Origin of the sequence: Arenimonas sp. (genome assembly GCF_022842045.1) — a bacterium.
Taxonomy (GTDB): domain Bacteria; phylum Pseudomonadota; class Gammaproteobacteria; order Xanthomonadales; family Xanthomonadaceae; genus Arenimonas.
In genome coordinates, this window is the sequence record NZ_JALHQI010000002.1 from 45,260 (window position 1) to 62,564 (window position 17,305).

The 17,305-nt window shown below is 68.6% G+C and carries 15 protein-coding genes and 3 tRNA genes; 2 read left to right on the forward strand and 16 right to left on the reverse strand.

What is annotated here, in order from left to right; all coding sequences use genetic code 11:
• Positions 1–37: 37 nt before the first annotated feature.
• From Q0C12_RS01040 to Q0C12_RS01100, 13 genes are all read right to left on the reverse strand, one after another.
• Positions 38–114 (reverse strand) — tRNA-Pro (locus Q0C12_RS01040).
• A gap of 55 nt (positions 115–169) precedes the next feature.
• Complete coding sequence (locus Q0C12_RS01045) at positions 170–526, reverse strand: MerR family transcriptional regulator (protein ID WP_290884961.1); 357 nt, start codon at positions 524–526, stop codon at positions 170–172.
• Entirely contained in the window at positions 507–806 is a 300-nt protein-coding gene (locus Q0C12_RS01050; RefSeq protein WP_034210352.1) for an integration host factor subunit alpha, read from the reverse strand. Before Q0C12_RS01050 ends, Q0C12_RS01045 begins: the two co-directional genes overlap by 20 nt.
• A 34-nt stretch (positions 807–840) precedes the next feature.
• On the reverse strand, positions 841–3,210 hold the full coding sequence (gene pheT, locus Q0C12_RS01055) for a phenylalanine--tRNA ligase subunit beta (RefSeq protein ID WP_290884966.1): 2,370 nt from the start codon (positions 3,208–3,210) through the stop codon (positions 841–843).
• The gene (gene pheS / locus Q0C12_RS01060; protein WP_290884969.1) at positions 3,207–4,202 is read right to left on the reverse strand and encodes a phenylalanine--tRNA ligase subunit alpha; all 996 of its coding nucleotides are present in this window, start codon (positions 4,200–4,202) and stop codon (positions 3,207–3,209) included. Before pheS ends, pheT begins: the two co-directional genes overlap by 4 nt.
• Positions 4,203–4,305: 103 nt before the next feature.
• Positions 4,306–4,665: a 50S ribosomal protein L20 gene (gene rplT / locus Q0C12_RS01065; RefSeq protein ID WP_034210348.1), complete on the reverse strand. Its 360-nt coding sequence runs from the start codon at positions 4,663–4,665 to the stop codon at positions 4,306–4,308.
• A 13-nt stretch (positions 4,666–4,678) separates the two neighbouring features.
• Positions 4,679–4,882, reverse strand: a complete 204-nt coding sequence (gene rpmI, locus Q0C12_RS01070) for a 50S ribosomal protein L35 (RefSeq protein ID WP_034210347.1) — start codon at positions 4,880–4,882, stop codon at positions 4,679–4,681.
• 284 nt (positions 4,883–5,166) lie between these two features.
• Complete coding sequence (infC, locus tag Q0C12_RS01075; RefSeq protein WP_084590568.1) at positions 5,167–5,694, reverse strand: translation initiation factor IF-3; 528 nt, start codon at positions 5,692–5,694, stop codon at positions 5,167–5,169.
• A 42-nt stretch (positions 5,695–5,736) separates the two neighbouring features.
• A complete protein-coding gene (thrS, locus tag Q0C12_RS01080) occupies positions 5,737–7,644 on the reverse strand; it encodes a threonine--tRNA ligase (RefSeq protein WP_290884974.1) in 1,908 nt (635 codons plus the stop codon).
• 280 nt (positions 7,645–7,924) lie between these two features.
• A tRNA-Val gene (locus Q0C12_RS01085) sits at positions 7,925–7,999 on the reverse strand.
• 57 nt (positions 8,000–8,056) lie between these two features.
• Positions 8,057–8,296 (reverse strand): hypothetical protein, encoded by a 240-nt coding sequence (locus Q0C12_RS01090; RefSeq protein ID WP_290884977.1) that lies wholly within the window; start codon positions 8,294–8,296, stop codon positions 8,057–8,059.
• Positions 8,297–8,421: 125 nt separating this feature from the next.
• Positions 8,422–10,440, reverse strand: coding sequence for an excinuclease ABC subunit UvrB (gene uvrB, locus Q0C12_RS01095; protein ID WP_290884980.1), 2,019 nt, complete (start codon positions 10,438–10,440; stop codon positions 8,422–8,424).
• Positions 10,441–10,490: 50 nt separating this feature from the next.
• Positions 10,491–11,525, reverse strand: coding sequence for a histidine kinase (locus tag Q0C12_RS01100; RefSeq protein ID WP_290884983.1), 1,035 nt, complete (start codon positions 11,523–11,525; stop codon positions 10,491–10,493).
• A 163-nt stretch (positions 11,526–11,688) separates the two neighbouring features.
• On the opposite strand from Q0C12_RS01100, the gene Q0C12_RS01105 reads away from it, so the two are divergent.
• Entirely contained in the window at positions 11,689–12,219 is a 531-nt protein-coding gene (locus Q0C12_RS01105; protein WP_290884986.1) for a GspH/FimT family pseudopilin, read from the forward strand.
• A gap of 58 nt (positions 12,220–12,277) precedes the next feature.
• A tRNA-Asn gene (locus Q0C12_RS01110) sits at positions 12,278–12,354 on the forward strand.
• A 57-nt stretch (positions 12,355–12,411) separates the two neighbouring features.
• Here Q0C12_RS01110 and Q0C12_RS01115 read toward each other — a convergent pair.
• The 3 genes from Q0C12_RS01115 to Q0C12_RS01125 are packed head-to-tail and all read right to left on the reverse strand — an operon-like array spanning position 12,412 to position 17,305.
• A complete protein-coding gene (locus Q0C12_RS01115; RefSeq protein WP_290884989.1) occupies positions 12,412–12,816 on the reverse strand; it encodes a type IV pilin protein in 405 nt (134 codons plus the stop codon).
• Positions 12,817–12,842: 26 nt separating this feature from the next.
• Positions 12,843–16,790, reverse strand: coding sequence for a PilC/PilY family type IV pilus protein (locus tag Q0C12_RS01120; protein WP_290884992.1), 3,948 nt, complete (start codon positions 16,788–16,790; stop codon positions 12,843–12,845).
• Positions 16,791–16,801: 11 nt separating this feature from the next.
• Entirely contained in the window at positions 16,802–17,305 is a 504-nt protein-coding gene (locus Q0C12_RS01125) for a PilX N-terminal domain-containing pilus assembly protein (protein ID WP_290884995.1), read from the reverse strand.

Consider the following 17,305-nt stretch of genomic DNA (forward strand, 5'->3'; position numbering starts at 1 on the left):
GCGCCGGGCCCCGGGGTCCGGGCCGGGCTGACACGATTGGTCGGGACGGTGAGATTCGAACTCACGACCCCTAGCACCCCATGCTAGTGCGCTACCAGGCTGCGCTACGCCCCGATCGTTGGTGTTTCCCGGCCGGAGCCGGGCTCACGATTATACGGAATTATTTGGCTCAGCGGCGCAGCAGCTGGAGGACTTCTTCCAGCTCCATGCGGACCTGCTTGACGATCTGGGCCGACATGCTGGTCTCGACCCGGCCGACCTCGCCTTCCAGACGCTGGCGGGCGCCGGAGATGGTGTAGCCCTGTTCGTACAGCAGGCCGCGGATCTGGCGGATCATCAGCACGTCGTGGCGCTGGTAGTAGCGGCGGTTGCCGCGGCGCTTCACCGGCTTGAGGCTGGTGAACTCGGTTTCCCAGTAGCGCAGCACGTGCGGCTTGACGTCGCAGAGCTCGCTGACCTCACCAATGGTGAAGTAGCGCTTCGCCGGGATCGGCGGAAGTTCCCGATTACTGCCCGGATCCAGCATACGCCTCCACTCGCTCCTTCAGCTTCTGTCCTGGACGGAAGGTGACGACGGTGCGGGCGGAGATGGGGATCTCCTCGCCGGTCTTGGGGTTGCGGCCGGGCCGCTGGTTCTTCTGGCGCAGGTCGAAATTCCCGAAGCCCGACAGCTTTACCTGCTGCCCACGCTCCAGCGCTTCCCTCAACGCATCGAAGAAGGAGTCGACGAATTCCTTGGCCTCGCGCTTGTTCAAGCCAACCTGCTCGAACAGCCGCTCCGCCATCTCGGCCTTTGTCAGTGCCATAACATCCCCTGTACCCCGCCGTTGCCGGCGGCCATCATGACCTCAGCCGCGCACCGCAGTCCTTGGCCAGCGCCTCGAGGGCGGTGGCGACGGCCTGGTCGGCGTCGCGGTCAGTTAGGGTGCGTGAAACGTCCTGCAGAATCAAGCCCATAGCCAGACTCTTTGAGCCCGACTCTAGGCCCGGGCCGACATAGCGGTCAAACAGCCGGACCTCGCGCAGCAGGCTGCCCAGCGCGGCCCGAAGGCTGGCCTCCAGGGCCGCCCAGGGGGTCGATTCCGGGACGACGAGCGCGATGTCCCGGCGGACGGACGGGAACCGGGACAGCTCGCCGGCGCGGGGCACGGCCCGGGCCGCCACGGCCGCCAGGTCCAGCTCGAAGCCGACCACTTCTCCGTCCAGGTCCAGGGCCTTGGCCAGGCCCGGGTGCAGGTGGCCGACCCAGCCGATCACCGCGCCCTCGCGCCAGACCGAGGCGCTACGGCCCGGGTGACCGAGGGGTCGGTCGTCGGCGCGGAACTCGGCCCGGGCACCGGCCAGGGCCAGCAGGCCCTCGACCTGGGCCTTGAGGTCGAAGAAGTCGACGTCGCGGTCATCGGCCGACCACTGCTCGGCCTGGGCCGGGCCGCAGGCGACGGCGGCGATGCGCGGGGTCTCGCGCGGCGCGCCCTCGGCGAGGTGGAACACGCGGCCCAGTTCGAACAGGCGCACGCGCGACTGCTGGCGGGCGCGGTTGCGCGCCAGCGCCGAGACCAGGCCCGGCAGCAAGGAGGTGCGCATCACGCCCAGCTCCGCGGTGAGCGGGTTGGCCAGCGCCACGGCCCCGTCCTGCAGCCGCCAGGCCGCGAGGCTGTCGGCATCCAGGAAGGCGTAGTTGATGGCCTCGACGAAGTCGTGCGCGACCAGCTGGCGGCGCAGCACGGCATCGGCGACGCGGGCTTCCGACGGCGCGACCAGGCGGACTTCGCCGGTGGGCGTGGTGGTCGGGATGGCGTCGTAGCCGTGGATGCGGGCGACTTCCTCGACCAGGTCCTCCTCGATCGCGATGTCGAAGCGGCGGGTCGGCGGCAGCACGCTCCAGCCGTCGGCGGTGGCGGCGACCTGCATGCCCAGCGCGCGCAGGATGCGCTCCACCTCGGCATCGGGCACCGACAGGCCGAGCACCCGGGCCAGGCGCGCGCGGCGCAGCGCCACCGGCGAAGGCTGCGGCAGGTGGGCGGGCAGCGTGGCCTCGGTGATGGCACCGGCGCGGCCGCCCATCACCTGCTGCACCAGGGCGGTGGCGCGCTCGAGCGCGTAGCGCGGCAGCTGCGGATCCACGCCGCGCTCGAAACGGTGCGAGGCGTCGGTGTGCAGGCCGATGCGGCGGGCACGGCCGATGATCACGGACGGCGCGAAATGGGCGCTCTCGAGGAACACGCGGGTGGTGGCGTCGGTGACGCGGGTGTCCCAGCCGCCCATCACGCCGGCCAGCGCGACCGGGCGGTCGGCGTCGGTGATGACCAGGAATCCGTCGTCCAGCGCCGCCTCGCGCTCGTCGAGCAGCTTCAGCGTTTCACCGGCACGCGCGCGGCGCACGCCGACCGGGCCGGCGAGTTTGTCGGCGTCGAAGGCGTGCATGGGCTGGCCCAGCTCGAGCATCACGTAGTTGGTGATGTCCACCAGCGGGCTGATCGGGCGCAGGCCGGCGCGGCGCAGGCGCTCGGCCAGCCACAGCGGCGTGCGCGCGGCCGGATCCAGGCCTTCGATGACGCGGCCGCAGTAGCGCGGGCAATCGGCACCGGCCTGCAGTTCGACCGGCAGGGCGGCTTCGGAGGCCACGATGGCTTCCGGGATCTGCAGCGCGGTGACCTGCGCGCCCAGCGCCGCCGCCACGTCGAAGGCGACGCCGCGGACGCTGAAACAGTCGGCGCGGTTGGGCGTGAGCTTGAGTTCGAAGCAGGCGTCGGGCAGGCCGAGGTACTGGGCGATGCCCTGCCCCACCGGCGCGTCGCCCGGCAGTTCGAGCAGCCCGGAGGCGTCGGCGTCCACGCCCAGCTCCTTGGCCGAGCACAGCATGCCCTGCGACTCCACCCCGCGCAGCTTGGCGGCCTTGATGGCGATGCCGCCGGGCAGGTTCGCGCCGACCGTGGCCAGCGGCGCCTTCAGGCCCGGGCGCGCGTTCGGGGCGCCGCAGACGATCTGCACGGTGCCGGCGCCGGTGGCGACCTGGCAGACCTGCAGGCGGTCGGCTTCGGGGTGCCTCTCGCACGCCAGGATCTCGGCGACGACGACGCCGTCGAGATCCTCGCCCAGCACCTGCGCATCCTCGACCTCGAGGCCGATCGCGGTCAGGCGCGCCGACAGCTCGTCGCGCGTGGCGGCGACGGTGACGTGTTCCCTCAGCCAGCTTTCCGGGAATTTCATGCGAACTGCCTCAGGAAACGGGTGTCGTTCTCGAAGAAGCTGCGCAGGTCATTGACCCCGTAGCGCAGCATGGCGAAGCGCTCGACGCCGAGGCCGAAGGCGAATCCGGTGTACTTCTCGGGATCGATGCCGCAGGCGCGCAGCACGTTCGGGTGGACCATGCCGCAGCCCAGCACTTCCAGCCAGCGGGTGCTGCCGTCGGGCTGCTGCCAGGCGATGTCCACTTCGGCCGAAGGCTCGGTGAAGGGGAAATAGCTGGGGCGGAAGCGCATCTCGAAATCGCGCTCGAAGAAGGCGCGCACGAACTCGGCCAGCGTGCCCTTGAGGTCGGCGAAGCTGGAGGTCTCGTCCACCAGCAGGCCTTCGACCTGGTGGAACATCGGCGTGTGGGTCTGGTCGGAATCGCTGCGGTAGACCTTGCCGGCCGCGATCATGCGCAGCGGCGGCGGGTTCTTGCCCATGAAGCGGACCTGCACGCCGCTGGTGTGCGTTCGCAGCAGGCGACCGTCGGGGAAATAGAAGGTGTCGTGCATCGCGCGCGCCGGATGGTGCGGCGGGAAATTCAGCGCTTCGAAATTGTGGTGGTCGTCCTCGATCTCCGGGCCGTCGGCCAGCTGGTAGCCCAGGCGCGCGAAGATGTCGGTGATGCGCTCGAGCGTGCGCGACACCGGATGCAGGTTGCCGGCCTGGCCGCCGCGGCCCGGCAGGGTCACGTCGATGCGCTCGGAGGCCAGCCGCTTCGCCAGCGCTTCGGCGTCCAGCGTCGCCTTGCGGGCGGCAATGGCGTCGGACAGCACGTCCTTGGCGCGGTTCACGGCTTCGCCGGCGAGCTTGCGCTGCTCGGGCGCCAGTGCGCCGAGCTGCTTGAGCTGGCCAGTGATGCTGCCGGACTTGCCGAGCAGGGAGACGCGCAGGGCGTCAAGCGCCTCGAGCTGCGTGGCGGCTTCGATCTCGGCCAGGGCCGAGCGGGTCAGGGTTTCGATGTCGGACATTCTCGGCTCGGTTTCTCGGGTCCCGAAAGCAGAAAGGGGAAGGACTCTCGCCCTCCCCCTTCCCGTACAGCCCGGTTGCGATCGCTCGCTTCGGACTTTGGCCTTACGCCGCGAGAGCGCGCTTGGCCTGCTCGGCGATCGCGCCAAACGCGGCGGGATCGTGGATGGCGATGTCGGCCAGGGCCTTGCGGTCCAGGGTGACGTTCGCCTTCAGCAGGCCATTCATGAAGCGGCTGTAGCTCAGGCCGTGCAGGCGGGCCGCCGCGTTGATGCGGACGATCCACAGGCTGCGGAACTGGCGCTTCTTCTGCTTGCGGCCGATGTACGCGTACTGCTGGGCCTTGGTGACGGCCTGCTTGGCGACGCGGAAGACCTTGCGACGGGCGTTGTAGTAACCCTTCGCGAGCTTGATGATTTTCTTGTGGCGGCGGCGCGCCGTAACACCACGCTTGACTCGTGCCATGGTTCAGTCCTCCTCAGAGATAGGGCAGCTGGCGCATCAGGCGACCGGAATCCTCGGCGCGGACGTGGTTCGTCTGGCGGAGGTTACGCTTACGCTTGGTGGCCTTCTTGGTGAGGATGTGGCTACGGTTGGCGTGGCCAGCCTTGAACTTGCCGGAAGCAGTTTTCCGGAAGCGCTTGGCGGCCGCCCGATTGGTCTTGATCTTGGTCTTGGCCATGGGAGATCCCTTCTTGGGTTCGTTGTTTACTGACCTGGGCGGTGGCTTGCGCCACGCTTTCCTTCCTGCCCTTGTCGGCTTATAAGTCTATGATTTCCCTACGGAAACCATGACAGGTCCATGACGGCTTCGCCCGATGAACCGGGCCCGGATGCCGCACCGGGTGCCCGCCGGAAGCCGGCGAGCCGCGAATTATGCAACAAAATGAGCGACTTGTGTAGGAGGGACTTTAGTCCCGAAGCTCTCTGCGGGAGACTTCGGGACTGAAGTCCCTCCTACAGGGGTCATTTCTTCTTCGGGGCGACCATCATGATCATCTGGCGGCCCTCGAGGCGGGGGCGCTGCTCGATGACCACTTCATCGGCCAGGTCGGCCTCGATGCGCTTGGCCATTTCCATGCCCAGCTCCTGGTGGGCCATCTCGCGGCCCTTGAAGCGGATGTTGACCTTGACCTTGTCGCCTTCCTCGAGGAAGCGACGCAGGTTGCGCAGCTTGATGTTGTAGTCGCCGTCGTCGGTGGTCGGGCGGAACTTGAGTTCCTTGATCTCGACGATCTTCTGCTTCTTCTTGGCCGCGTTGGCCTTCTTCTGCAGGTCGAACTTGTACTTGCCGTAATCCATGATCCGGCACACCGGCGGATCGGCGGTGGGCTGGATTTCCACCAGGTCCACGCCCGATTCCTCGGCCAGCGCGATCGCTTCGTCGCGCGTCAGCACACCGACCATCTCGCCGTCCAGGCCGATCACGCGCACGCGCGGGACCCGGATCTCGAGGTTCTTGCGGTTGCCCTTGTCTGTAGATGAAGTATTGATTCGATTGATCCTATTGAGTGAAACCCGAACCGGACGCCTGCATCAGGCGACCGGGCCATTCTCCGCGCGCAGCTTGTCGAGGAAGCCCTGCAGCGACATCGTCCCCAGGTCCTCCCCGGACCGCGTGCGCACCGCGATCATCCCATTTTCCTTCTCGCGGTCGCCAACGACCAGCAGGTAGGGGACTTTCTGCAGCGTGTGCTCGCGGATCTTATAGCCGATCTTCTCGTTCCGCAAATCGGCCTGGACCCGGAAGCCTTGATTCACAAGGGTTTTCCGGACCTCCTCGACCCAGTCGGCCTGGGCGTCGGTGATGTTCATCACCACCGCCTGCACCGGGGCCAGCCAGGCCGGGAAGGCGCCCGAGTGGTTCTCGATCAGGATGCCGATGAAGCGCTCCATGGAGCCCACGATGGCGCGGTGCAGCATCACCGGGTGCCGCTTGGTGGAGCTTTCGTCCACGTACTCGGCGCCCAGGCGGGCCGGCATCATGAAGTCGACCTGCATGGTGCCCAGCTGCCAGGTGCGGCCGATGGCGTCCTTGAGGTGGTACTCGATCTTGGGGCCGTAGAAGGCGCCCTCGCCCGGCAGCTCCTCCCAGGCCACGCCGCAGGCCGACAGGGCGGCGCGCAGGGCGGCCTCGGCCTTGTCCCAGGTGGCGTCGTCGCCCAGGCGGTTCTCGGGGCGCAGGGCGATCTTGATCTGCACGTCCTGGAAGCCGAAGTCCTCGTAGACCTTCAGGGCCTGGCGGTGGAAGGCGGTGACCTCGGCCTCGACCTGGTCCGGGGTGCAGAACACATGGCCGTCGTCCTGGGTGAAGCCGCGCACGCGCAGGATGCCGTGCAGCGCGCCCGAGGGCTCGTTGCGGTGGCAGGCGCCGAACTCGCCGTAGCGGATCGGCAGGTCGCGGTAGCTGTGCAGGCCCTGGTTGAACACCTGCACGTGGCCCGGGCAGTTCATCGGCTTGAGCGCATAGGTGCGCTTCTCGGACTCGGTGAAGAACATGTTCTCCTTGTAGTTGTCCCAGTGGCCGGACTTCTTCCACAGGGAAACGTCGAGGATCTGCGGGCAGCGCACTTCCTGGTAGCCCGACGCGCGATACACGCGGCGCATGTACTGCTCGACCACCTGCCAGAGCTGCCAGCCCTTGGGATGCCAGAACACCAGGCCCGGGGCCTCCTCCTGGATGTGGAAGAGCTCGAGCTGCTTCGCGATCTTCCGGTGGTCGCGCTTCTCGGCTTCCTCGAGCTGGGTCAGGTAGGCCTTGAGGTCCTTGTCGTTGAGCCAGGCGGTGCCATAGATGCGGCTGAGCATCTGGTTGTTGTGGTCGCCGCGCCAGTAGGCGCCCGCTACCTTCATCAGCTTGAACGCGCGCAGCTTGTCGGTGCCCGGCACGTGCGGGCCGCGGCAGAGGTCGGTGAACTCGCCCTGCGAGTAAAGCGACAGGTCCTCGGTGGCCGGGATGGATTCGATGATCTCGGCCTTGTAGTGCTCGCCCAGGCCCTTGAAGAAGGCCACGGCCTCGTCGCGCGACTTCACGCTGCGGGTGACCGGCAGGGCTTCCTTGACGATCTTCTGCATCTCCGCCTCGATGGCGGGCAGGTCTTCGGGCGTGAACGGGCGCTCATAGGCGAAGTCGTAGTAGAAGCCGTTGTCGATGACCGGGCCGATGGTGACCTGGGTGCCCGGGAACAGGCGCTGCACGGCCTGGGCCAGCAGGTGCGCGGTGGAATGGCGCAGCACGTCCAGCGCGTCGGGGTGCTTCTCGGTCACGATCTCGAGCGAGGCGTCGCTCTCGATGCGGAAGCTGGCGTCCACCAGCCTGCCGTCGACCTTGCCGCCGAGCGCGGCCTTGGCCAGGCCGGCGCCGATGGAGGCGGCGACTTCGGCGACGGTGACCGGGTGTTCGAACGGACGCTGGCTGCCGTCGGGTAGCGTGATCTTGATCATGGGTCTCTCATGCGGTCGCGCCCCGGGGGCGGACATGAAAAAAGGGCGCCGGGCGCCCTTCGCGGATGGCGAGGCGCGGCGGGTCGGTCAGTGGGCGGCGGTAGTGCTCATGTCGCACGCTCGGCGCCGGTTTCCCGGGGCCACCTTGCGGTTTCGTTGACGTGGCAAAGGTAGGCTCCGGCGCCCGCCAAGTCAATGAATCCGCGGCTTCCGGGGCTGCAAGCAAAACGGCCAGGCGGGTGCCTGGCCGTTGCGTCCGTCGTGCACCTTCCGGGGAAGGTGGTGGGCGATACAGGGTTCGAACCTGTGACCCCTACCATGTCAAGGTAATGCTCTACCGCTGAGCTAATCGCCCACGAGGCCGCGCAGTATAACAAGGGGCCCCGGGCGGGCCAAGCCCCCGGGCTGGCCTTCAGCGGCACTCGCGCTCGCGGTCGGCGGCGGTGCGCAGGTCGCTGCGGGTGGCCGCGACGCTGATCTGGCAAGCCCGGTGCATCACGCGCTTGAACAGCCCCTCCCCCGGCCCGCCAGAGGTCGCTTCCACCCCGGCCGGCGCCGCCTCGCCCCCAGGCAGCGACGCCATCCCGGTCAGCAGGCCGCTGGACGCGATCAGGGCGACGGCCAATACGCCCCGCATTTCAATGGTTCCCATGGCACTCCCCGGCATGGGCGCCTGGCGGGGGCAACGAAGCCCGGGCCGATGGCGCTGGAACGGCGGGTCCCCACCCGCCTGGGTCCTGTTTTAGACCCCTGCCGGAAGTAATGCAAGCGCCCCGCTCAGGCCATCAGGCCCTGGGTACGCAAGCGGTGGATCTCGTCGCGGACCCGGGCCGCTTCCTCGAACTCCAGGTCCTGGGCGTGCTTGTGCATCCGGGCCTCGAGCTGCTTGAGGCGGGCCGCCAGCTGCGCCGGATCCAGCAGGGCGTAGTCGGTGCCGGCCTCGGCCACCTTGCGGCCCTTGCCCCGGCCCTTGGCCTCCTCGGGTTCGCTGCGGGCGCCCTCCATCACGTCCATGACGGCGCGCTGGATGCTGGTCGGGGTGATGCCGTGCTCGAGGTTGTACTCCTCCTGGCGCTGGCGCCGGCGGTCGGTCTCGTCGATCGCGGCCTTCATGGAATTGGTGATGCGGTCGGCGTAGAGGATGGCCTTGCCGCGCACGTTGCGGGCGGCACGGCCGATGGTCTGGATCAGCGAGCCGGTGGAGCGCAGGAAGCCCTCCTTGTCGGCGTCCAGGATCGCCACCAGCGAGACCTCGGGCATGTCCAGGCCCTCGCGCAGCAGATTGATGCCGACCAGCACGTCGAACACGCCCAGGCGCAGGTCGCGGATGATCTCGACGCGCTCCACCGTGTCCACGTCGCTGTGCAGGTAGCGTACCTTGACGTCGTGCTCGGCCAGGTAGTCGGTGAGGTTCTCGGCCATCTTCTTGGTGAGCGTGGTGATCAGCACGCGGTCGCCCTGCTTCACCCGCGCGTGGATCTCGGACAGCACGTCGTCCACCTGGGTGGCCACCGGCCTGATCTCGACCTCGGGGTCGACCAGGCCGGTCGGGCGCACCAGCAATTCGACGATCTGGTCGCCGGATTTTTCCAGCTCGTATTTGCCGGGCGTGGCGGAGACGTAGATGCTGCGCGGCGCGCGGCGCTCCCACTCCTCGAATTTCAGCGGCCGGTTGTCCAGCGCCGACGGCAGCCGGAACCCGAACTCCACCAGGGTTTCCTTGCGCGAGCGGTCGCCCTTGTACATGGCGCCCAGCTGCGGGATGGTCACGTGCGATTCGTCGACCACCAGCAGCGCGTCCGGCGGCAGGTAGTCGAACAGGCAGGGGGGCGGCTCGCCCGGCATCTGGCCGGTGAGGTGGCGGCTGTAGTTCTCGATGCCCGAGCAGAAGCCGACCTCGGCCATCATCTCGATGTCGTACATGGTCCGCTGCTGCAGGCGCTGGGCCTCGAGCAGCTTGTTGGCCTTGTACAGCTCCTCCATGCGGGCGCTGAACTCGACCTTGATGGTCTCGATCGCGTCCAGCACCGTGCGGCGCGTGGTGACGTAGTGCGACTTCGGGTAAAGCGTGTAGCGCTGGAGCTTGCGGGTGACGTGGCCGGTCAGCGGGTCGAACAGCGACACGCCTTCGATCTCGCCGTCGAAGAGCTGGATGCGCAGCGCCTCGATCTCGGATTCGGCCGGGTGCACGTCGATGGTTTCGCCGCGCACGCGGAAGGCGCCGCGCACCAGCTCGGTCTCGTTGCGGCTGTACTGCATCTCGGTGAGGCGCCGGATCAGCTCGCGCTGGTCGATGCGGTCGCCCTTGACCAGGTGCAACACCATCCGGAAGTACTCGTTCGGGTCGCCCAGGCCGTAGATGGCCGAGACGCTGGCCACCACCACCGCGTCGCGCCGCTCGAGCAAGGCCTTGGTCGCGGACAGGCGCATCTGTTCGATGTGCTCGTTGATGTTGCTGTCCTTCTCGATGAAGGTGTCGGTGCTGGGGATGTAGGCCTCGGGCTGGTAGTAGTCGTAGTAGCTGACGAAGTACTCGACCGCGTTGTGCGGGAAGAAGGACTTGAACTCGCCGTAGAGCTGGGCGGCGAGGGTCTTGTTGGGCGCCAGCACCAGCGTGGGCTTCTGCACGGCCTGGATGACGTTGGCGATGGTGTAGGTCTTGCCCGAGCCGGTGACGCCGAGCAGGGTCTGCTGCGCCAGGCCGGCCTCGAAGCCCTCGACCAGGCGCGCGATGGCCTGCGGCTGCTCGCCGGCGGGCTGGTAGGGCGCAGTCAACTGGAAACGATCGTCGGACATGCTCAGGGGGGCCTGCGGGGATCGGGGGGATTGTCGTCGAGGCGACGGGTTCAACGGCCGCCGGACAGCGGAAGGCCCAGGACACAGGTGTAGTGGGTGCCCGTGGCCAGGCTTTCAAGCCGCGCGCCCGGCCCGAAGTAATACGCCAGGCGCTGTGAAATCGAGCGCAGCGCGTGCCCGTTGCTCGGCGCATCGCGCCGCGGCAGGGTCGGGTTGCCGATGCTGATCTCGATCGAATCACGCTCGACGCGCGCGTCCACGGTGATGCGGCCGCCCGCCGGCAGGCGGGCGATGCCGTGGTTCACGGCATTTTCCAGCAGCGGCTGGACCAGCAGCGAAGGCATGCGGTAGTCCAAAGGCAGGGCCGGGTCGAGTTGCCAGTCCACCTGCATCCGCTCGCCCAGGCGCAGGGCTTCGATGGCCAGGTAGCGGCGCGACAGCTCCAGTTCCTCGCCCAGCGTGGTGTCGCGGTCGCCGGCGGCCAGCGCCGCGCGGAACAGGTCGGACAGGTTCTCCACCGCGCGCTCTGCGCGCACCGGGTCGATGCGCACCAGGCTGGCGATGGAGTTGAGCGAGTTGAACAGGAAATGCGGGCGGATGCGGGCCTGCAGGGCATCGAGCGAGGCGCGGGCACTGGCCTCCACCTGCGCGCTCCATTGCTCGAGCACGTAGAAATAGCGAAGGACGCAGGCGCCGAGGATGCCCGCCAGCAGCGTGATGCTGGGGATGCCTGCCGGGCCCTGCCCCGCCGAGAACGCCGGCAGCAGGCTGCCCGACGCGAGCTCGCGCACGGCCCACGCGAAGCCCGCGGTGACGGCCATTGGCAACGCCACGGCGGCAGGCACACCCAGCGCCCGCGGCCAGTTCGACAGCGGGCGGCGCAGTTGGCACAGCAGCACGCAGCTGACCAGGGTGGTCCAGAGCGCGAAGGCGCTGGCCGCCAGGAAACGGTCGGCATCGAATCCGGCGGGGGCGGTCGAGGCCAGCGCCACGGCCACGACGATCAGTTCGGTGGCGAACAGCACCGTCAGCAGCCGCGGTAACCGGCAAAGGTCGGGAAGCCAGGGCTCGGCGGAGGGACGCATGGCCCGATTATGCCCGGTCGGCCCGGCGAATCGACTGACGCCGGGTCGGCCACGTGCGTGGCCCTGCCGCGGAAAACCCGTGCCCGTGCGCGCGGCACCTGCCGATGCCGCGCCAGCGCCGCCCGGCCAAGACTGGCGGCCTCCGCACCCTGTCGAGGACGCCATGCCCACCGACCCAAGGGGCTTCAGCCTGCTTGAACTGATGACGGCGCTGGTCGTGTCGGCCGTGCTGATGGCGGCGGCGGCTCCGCCGCTGGCCGCGCTGGCCGAACAGCAGCGCGCCAGCGCCATGGCCAACCAGGTGCTGGGGCTGCTTCATGCCGGCCGGCTGCAGGCGATCACCCGAGGGCAGACGGTGTCCGTGTGCCCCAGCCGGGACGGCCGCCACTGCGGGGCAATGGATCTGTGGTCGGATGGGATGCTGGTGCAGGTCGAGCCCCGCGGCGCCCGCGCATCGCCGCAGGTGGTCCGCAGCCTGGGGGCGGCCGAATTGCGCGGCCTGCGACTGGTGGCCTCGCGGGGCCGCACGGCAGTTGCGTTCCGGCGGGACGGGCGCGCCGCGGGCACCAACCAGACCCTGAGCCTGTGCAGCCGCGATGGCCGGCTGCTGCGCGAGATCATCGTCAGCAACACCGGCCGCGGCCGGGTGGGCACGCCTGCGCCAGGCACGCGCTGCCCGGGCCCGCCCACCTGAGAGCGCGTCGCGGCGTTTTCCTTGACCCCGGGCGCTGGCCGGGTAAAATGCGCATCCCGCCCGAATAGCTCAGCCGGTTAGAGCACTTGACTGTTAATCAGGGGGTCGTTGGTTCGAGTCCAACTTCGGGCGCCACATGCGAAAAGGCCTGCCAGTCGGCAGGCCTTTTCTTTTGCGCCGGGCGTGGCCCGGTTACCAGCATTCGCCCACCGAAGCCGCGCTCACGCCCTTGGTGCCGGCCTGGTTGAGCGTGAAGTTGCCGCAACGGTCACCCGTCTGGTTGTTCACCGGGGTGGCGGTCAACGTGAAGGTGTTCTGCGCCCGCACCGCCGCGATGTTGTAGAAGGCCGCGCCTTGTTGGGGCGAGCGGGTCAGCCTGGCGGGGATCACGTAGGTGGTGTAGTTGGCGTTGATGGTGTGCCAGCGCTCGAGGTTTTGCGCCAGCTCCGCCAGATCGGCGGTAGCCTGCGCCCGCCGCGCCTTGCGCACGCTCTCGACGTAACTGGGATAGGCGATGGCGGCCAGCACGCCGATCACGATGATCACGATCATCAACTCGATGAGGGTGAATCCGCCTTGGGGCCTAAGCTTGTTCATTCGTCGCTCCTCTCAAGTCAGGCAAGTCAGCGGATCTGGCGCCAGGACTGCCGGCCGCAGGCGCGCGGCAGGTAGTAGGTGGGCGCACCGGGCACGCTGACCACCAGGTCGCAGGTGCGGCCCAGGGCTTCGCCAATCTCGGCAACGGTGGCCGCCGCACCCGGCGGCGCCGGCGGCGGGGCCAGCAGCACCGCCACGTTGCGCACGGGAATGTCGCCACCGGTATCGAGCGCCTGGCCAACGGTACCCGCCGGAGCGGCCGTGCCCGTGGGCGAGTCGATGCGCAGGCCGCTCAGGCCGGCCGCACCGCTGACCGCGTTGAAAGCGTACAGCCAGTTGGTGCCGCCAGTCGCGCAGGGGTCGGTAGCGGCGCCGCCCGGCTCGAAGGTCGGGAACAGCACCAGGCCGCTCTGCAGGCGCGGGTTGCCGACGAAGCGCTCGCCACGCAGCACCTGGGTGGGGCCGGTGCCCGTGGCCAGGTCCATGTACCAGCCGCTCTGCGTCACGTAGTTGATCTGCGAATTCGACAGCACGCGGGTGCCGCCGGCGCCGGCCGCCAGGGTCTGGGCACCAAGATTGCTGCGCGTGACCGTGGCCGGGGTGGCCGGCGAGCGATCCAGCACGGCGTACAGCGTCTGCAGGCTGCCATCCGAGGTGTCGTCCTCGAAGGCATAGCTGCCGGTGCCGAAGTAGATCATCACGCCGCCGCCGGGACCGGCCGCGACCTCGAGACCGCCGGTGATCGGCTGGCGTACGCCGCCGACGATGGCCGAGAAGATGGGCTGGCCACCGTTGGCCACGGTGTTGTTGCGCAGGTCGAACTTCCAGATGTTGCCCAGCTGGTCGGCGGCGTAGGCGGTGTCGGCGTAGCCGTCACGGCCGACTTCGTTGGTGTTGCTGATCCAGCGATCGATAAGGGCCACGCTGGAGAGGCCGTTGGGCAGCGCCGGCAGCGAGGCGTGGGTAGCTTCGATGGTGGTGACGGCCCGGGTGTTCATGTTGACCACGTAGAGCGCGGCACGGCCATCGGCGCTGCCGAAGCCATTGCCGAACACGGCCTTCCACACCGGCGCAGAGGTTCCCTCGCGGGTCGGCACGACGATGGGCTTGCCCAGCACGTTGCCCATGCGCGAGCCGGTGGTGCCGGCGTTGTGGCGGCTGACCTCCCAGAGCACGTCGCCGGAGGTGAAGGCACCCGGGTTGGAGACGTTGAGCGCGAACACGCTCTTGCCGCCGGCGCCGCTCGAACCGACCAGCACCGTACGCCAAGTGCCGTTGATGCGGGCATCGGACACGGTGATCGGGCCGTCCACGAAGTAGCGGTGCTGGAACTTCTGGTCGTTGCCCAGCAGCGGGTTGTACGGGAACAGCAGGTTGCCCATGTGGCCCAGGGCCGTGCTCGGGATGTAACCGAACAGCTCGGTGCCGTTCTCGCCGTCGAAGGCGTGCAGCATGCCGTCGTTGGCGCCCGCGTACACCACCGGCCGGCGGGTGGACTTGGCGGTCAGGTAGGCCTGGTAGCCCCAGGGATCGCTCTCGGCCAGGGTGGCGCCGCGCAGCGTGCGGTAGCCGTAGTTGTCCTTCGGCGAAGAGATCTCCGGGTTGGAGTTGATGATGTCGCCCAGCACGCTGGTACGGGTGCGCAGGCGGGTTCCCTCGAGCGTGCGTTCGCCGCGCAGGTAGTTCACGGCCTGGGTCGTGGTCACGTTCAGGCCCAGCGCACCGGTGATCTCGGTGGCGGTGCAGCGCGAGAGTTCGCTGTTGCACAGCGAGGCGGCATTGGTGACGTTGGCGGGCGTGAACAGGTTCACCGCCGGGTTCACCAGGCTGTTCGGCTGCGCGTACAGGATGCGGCGTGCGGCAGGGGCCGGGATCTGGGTACTGGCCTCCCACAGGTTGTTGAAGGACAGCACGCCGGCGGTGCTCACGGTGACCCGCTCGGCGCGCAGCTGGCCGTACCAGTCGGTGCCGCGGTTCTCGGCCGCGTAACCCGGCACGACCGTGAACGATGTGTCACCCACGCGGGCGCCGGTCAGCGCAATGCTGCCCGAGGGACCCGCGCCCTGGCCGACCGCGGCCAGGATCTCGCGCATGGCGGTGGTGATGGCGGCCGGCGACTGCGCGTTGATGAACTTGCCGCGACCGTTGAGGGCGGCGTGCCAGATCTCGTCGACGGTGCTGGGCGCGTCGTCCTGACGGGGGCCCCAGGCCGGCGGGTTGGCATACGGGTCGGCGGTCGCGGCCGTATCAACGCCGTAGATGTCACCCCGTGCGCCGAGCGTGACCCCATAGAAGTTCATGTGCAGGTTGGGATTGCAGTCCACGCGCGGATCGGTGCTCGGGCAGGTCGCAGGCACCGGCACGCGGCCCGCCGGAAGGTCCGGGCGCAGGTTCTTGGTGTAGAACTCCGCGGCCAGGTCGGCGAGCGTGTTGCTGTGGGCATCGGCCAGCGGCGACGGGAAACCGCCGTCGGCGTTCTGTGGATCCGCGTTGGGACCACCACCGTTGCTGTAGCCGTCGGTGAAGAGCATGCCGGCGTTGCGCTGGCAGGCCAGCCGGACCGGCGCGCCTGCACCGGTGCGCTGGAACTGGGTGCCGATGTGGTCCACGGCGAAGCGGTTCGGCGTGCCACCCGCGGCCGGCAGCGCCAGCAGGTTGTCGTAGAGCTGGCTCTTCTCGGCGGCCGCCGCCATGTTGCGCATGTTGACCGCGACGCGATTGTTGATGGTGAAGAAGCCGACGTACATGTTGGTCACGTCCACCAGCGACCGCGTCATGCCGGCGATCATCGCGCGGTTGCGGTTGCCGTAGTAGGTGAACCAGTTGGCGAAGCTCTGGATGGCGGCGTCGTAATCCGCCGAGTTGGCATAGTTGCCCGGCTTGATCTCGTACTTGTACATGTCCACGCCGTTGCCGCCGGCGTTGGGCGACAGGATGCGGTTGGCCACGTTGAAACCCGCCGGCGCCGGGGTGTTGATGCCCAGGTAGAAGGACGCCGGGAAGTACTCGATGCCGACGTTGTCGCAGTTGGCGGTCGTGGTGAGGTCAGTGGTCTGGTAGGTCCAGTTGTTGAGCCGGAACGCCGTGGTGCCGAGGCCGCCGCAGCTCGCCCCGATGTAGTACCAGGTGCCCGCCGGCACCAACGTGCCGATCGGCAGGCGGAAGCGTTCGTCGTTCTCCGGGGTATCGCGCCGCGCACGACGCACGACCACGGTGGCGCAGGCACCGGAGATTTGCCGGTCGGCGGTCAGGGTGGCGAATGCGTTGCCGCTGGAGGGGAACGTCAAGTTGCCCGCCGTGGTGGCGCATGTCTGGTTGGTGTTCTCCACGTTGCGGATCTGCCAGCCCGCCTGGAGGTAGTCGCCCGCCGCCAGGGCGCCGCTGTAGTCCGTCACCGCATCGCCGTCGTCAACGCGGTCGCGATGGTTGGCCGTCATGTTGAAGGCGGGCGAGCCCGCGTTCCGGGGGTCGGCACGCGTGGCGGTGATGCTGGCCTGGGGGAACTCCGCACCGTTGCGGTCGATCCACGGCGGATACTCCGTGGCCGGATTGAAGTAGGACGCGTTGAACTCGGGGGATCGCGCGAAACCGTACATGGGCAGCGGCGGGATCGAGTAGCGATTGGTGCCGATCCGGTGCCCCGGATACGGCATGACGTGGTGGAAGTTGCAGACGCCGTTGGCGCCGGCGTTGGTGCGAAGCTCGTTGCTCGCATCGAAGAACGGGTTCGTGGTGCCGGTGCCGGTGCAGCCGTAGCCATCGCGACCCGGGAACAGCGTCTCGAAAGTCATCGAGCCGGAGTCGTCCACGGCCATGATGAAGGCGGGCGGCACCTGCTGGCCAAGCTGCAGCGGCGCCTGGGCCAGGGTGCCCTGCCCCTGTGCGGCGACTACGGCGCCGGGCGTGGAGAGGCCGGCGACCAGGGTCAGTACGGCGACGGAAAGGGGCAGCAGCGGAGTGCGATTCATTGTCATGTCAGGTCCCCTCAGGGGATGAAGATCGTGTCGATGACCGCTTCGGCGGTACGCTCGTCACCCACGTTGGCGACGTCGGTCGCGAACGCGGTGACCTGGAACTGCAGGTTGGTGTTCTCGCTTTCGGGGCGGACGCCAAGCGCCAGGCCGCCACCGGGCAGGCACTGGTCGATGCGCTGGACGAACGTGCCGTCGATCTCGCCGTTGTCGAGTTCATCCTCGGCCCACTCGGCGGCGTCGAAGCCGGCGCAACGCTCGTCGTCCGGATTGGCGGCCGCCGGCGCATTGGCGATGGCCATCTCGCGCTCGCGGTTGGCCGACTCGGAGTTCTGGAAGGCGATGTTGCTGGCGCGCCAGGCCGAGGCCATGCGCTCCTGCATGGAGGCCACCTGGACGCCGGCCACGCCCAGCAGGGTGAGCAGCAGCAGGAGGATCAGGGCCACGTACAGGACCACGCCGCGCTGGTGGCGCGGATGGCCGGACAGGCGGGGTTGCCGGATCGGATGCGAGGTCAT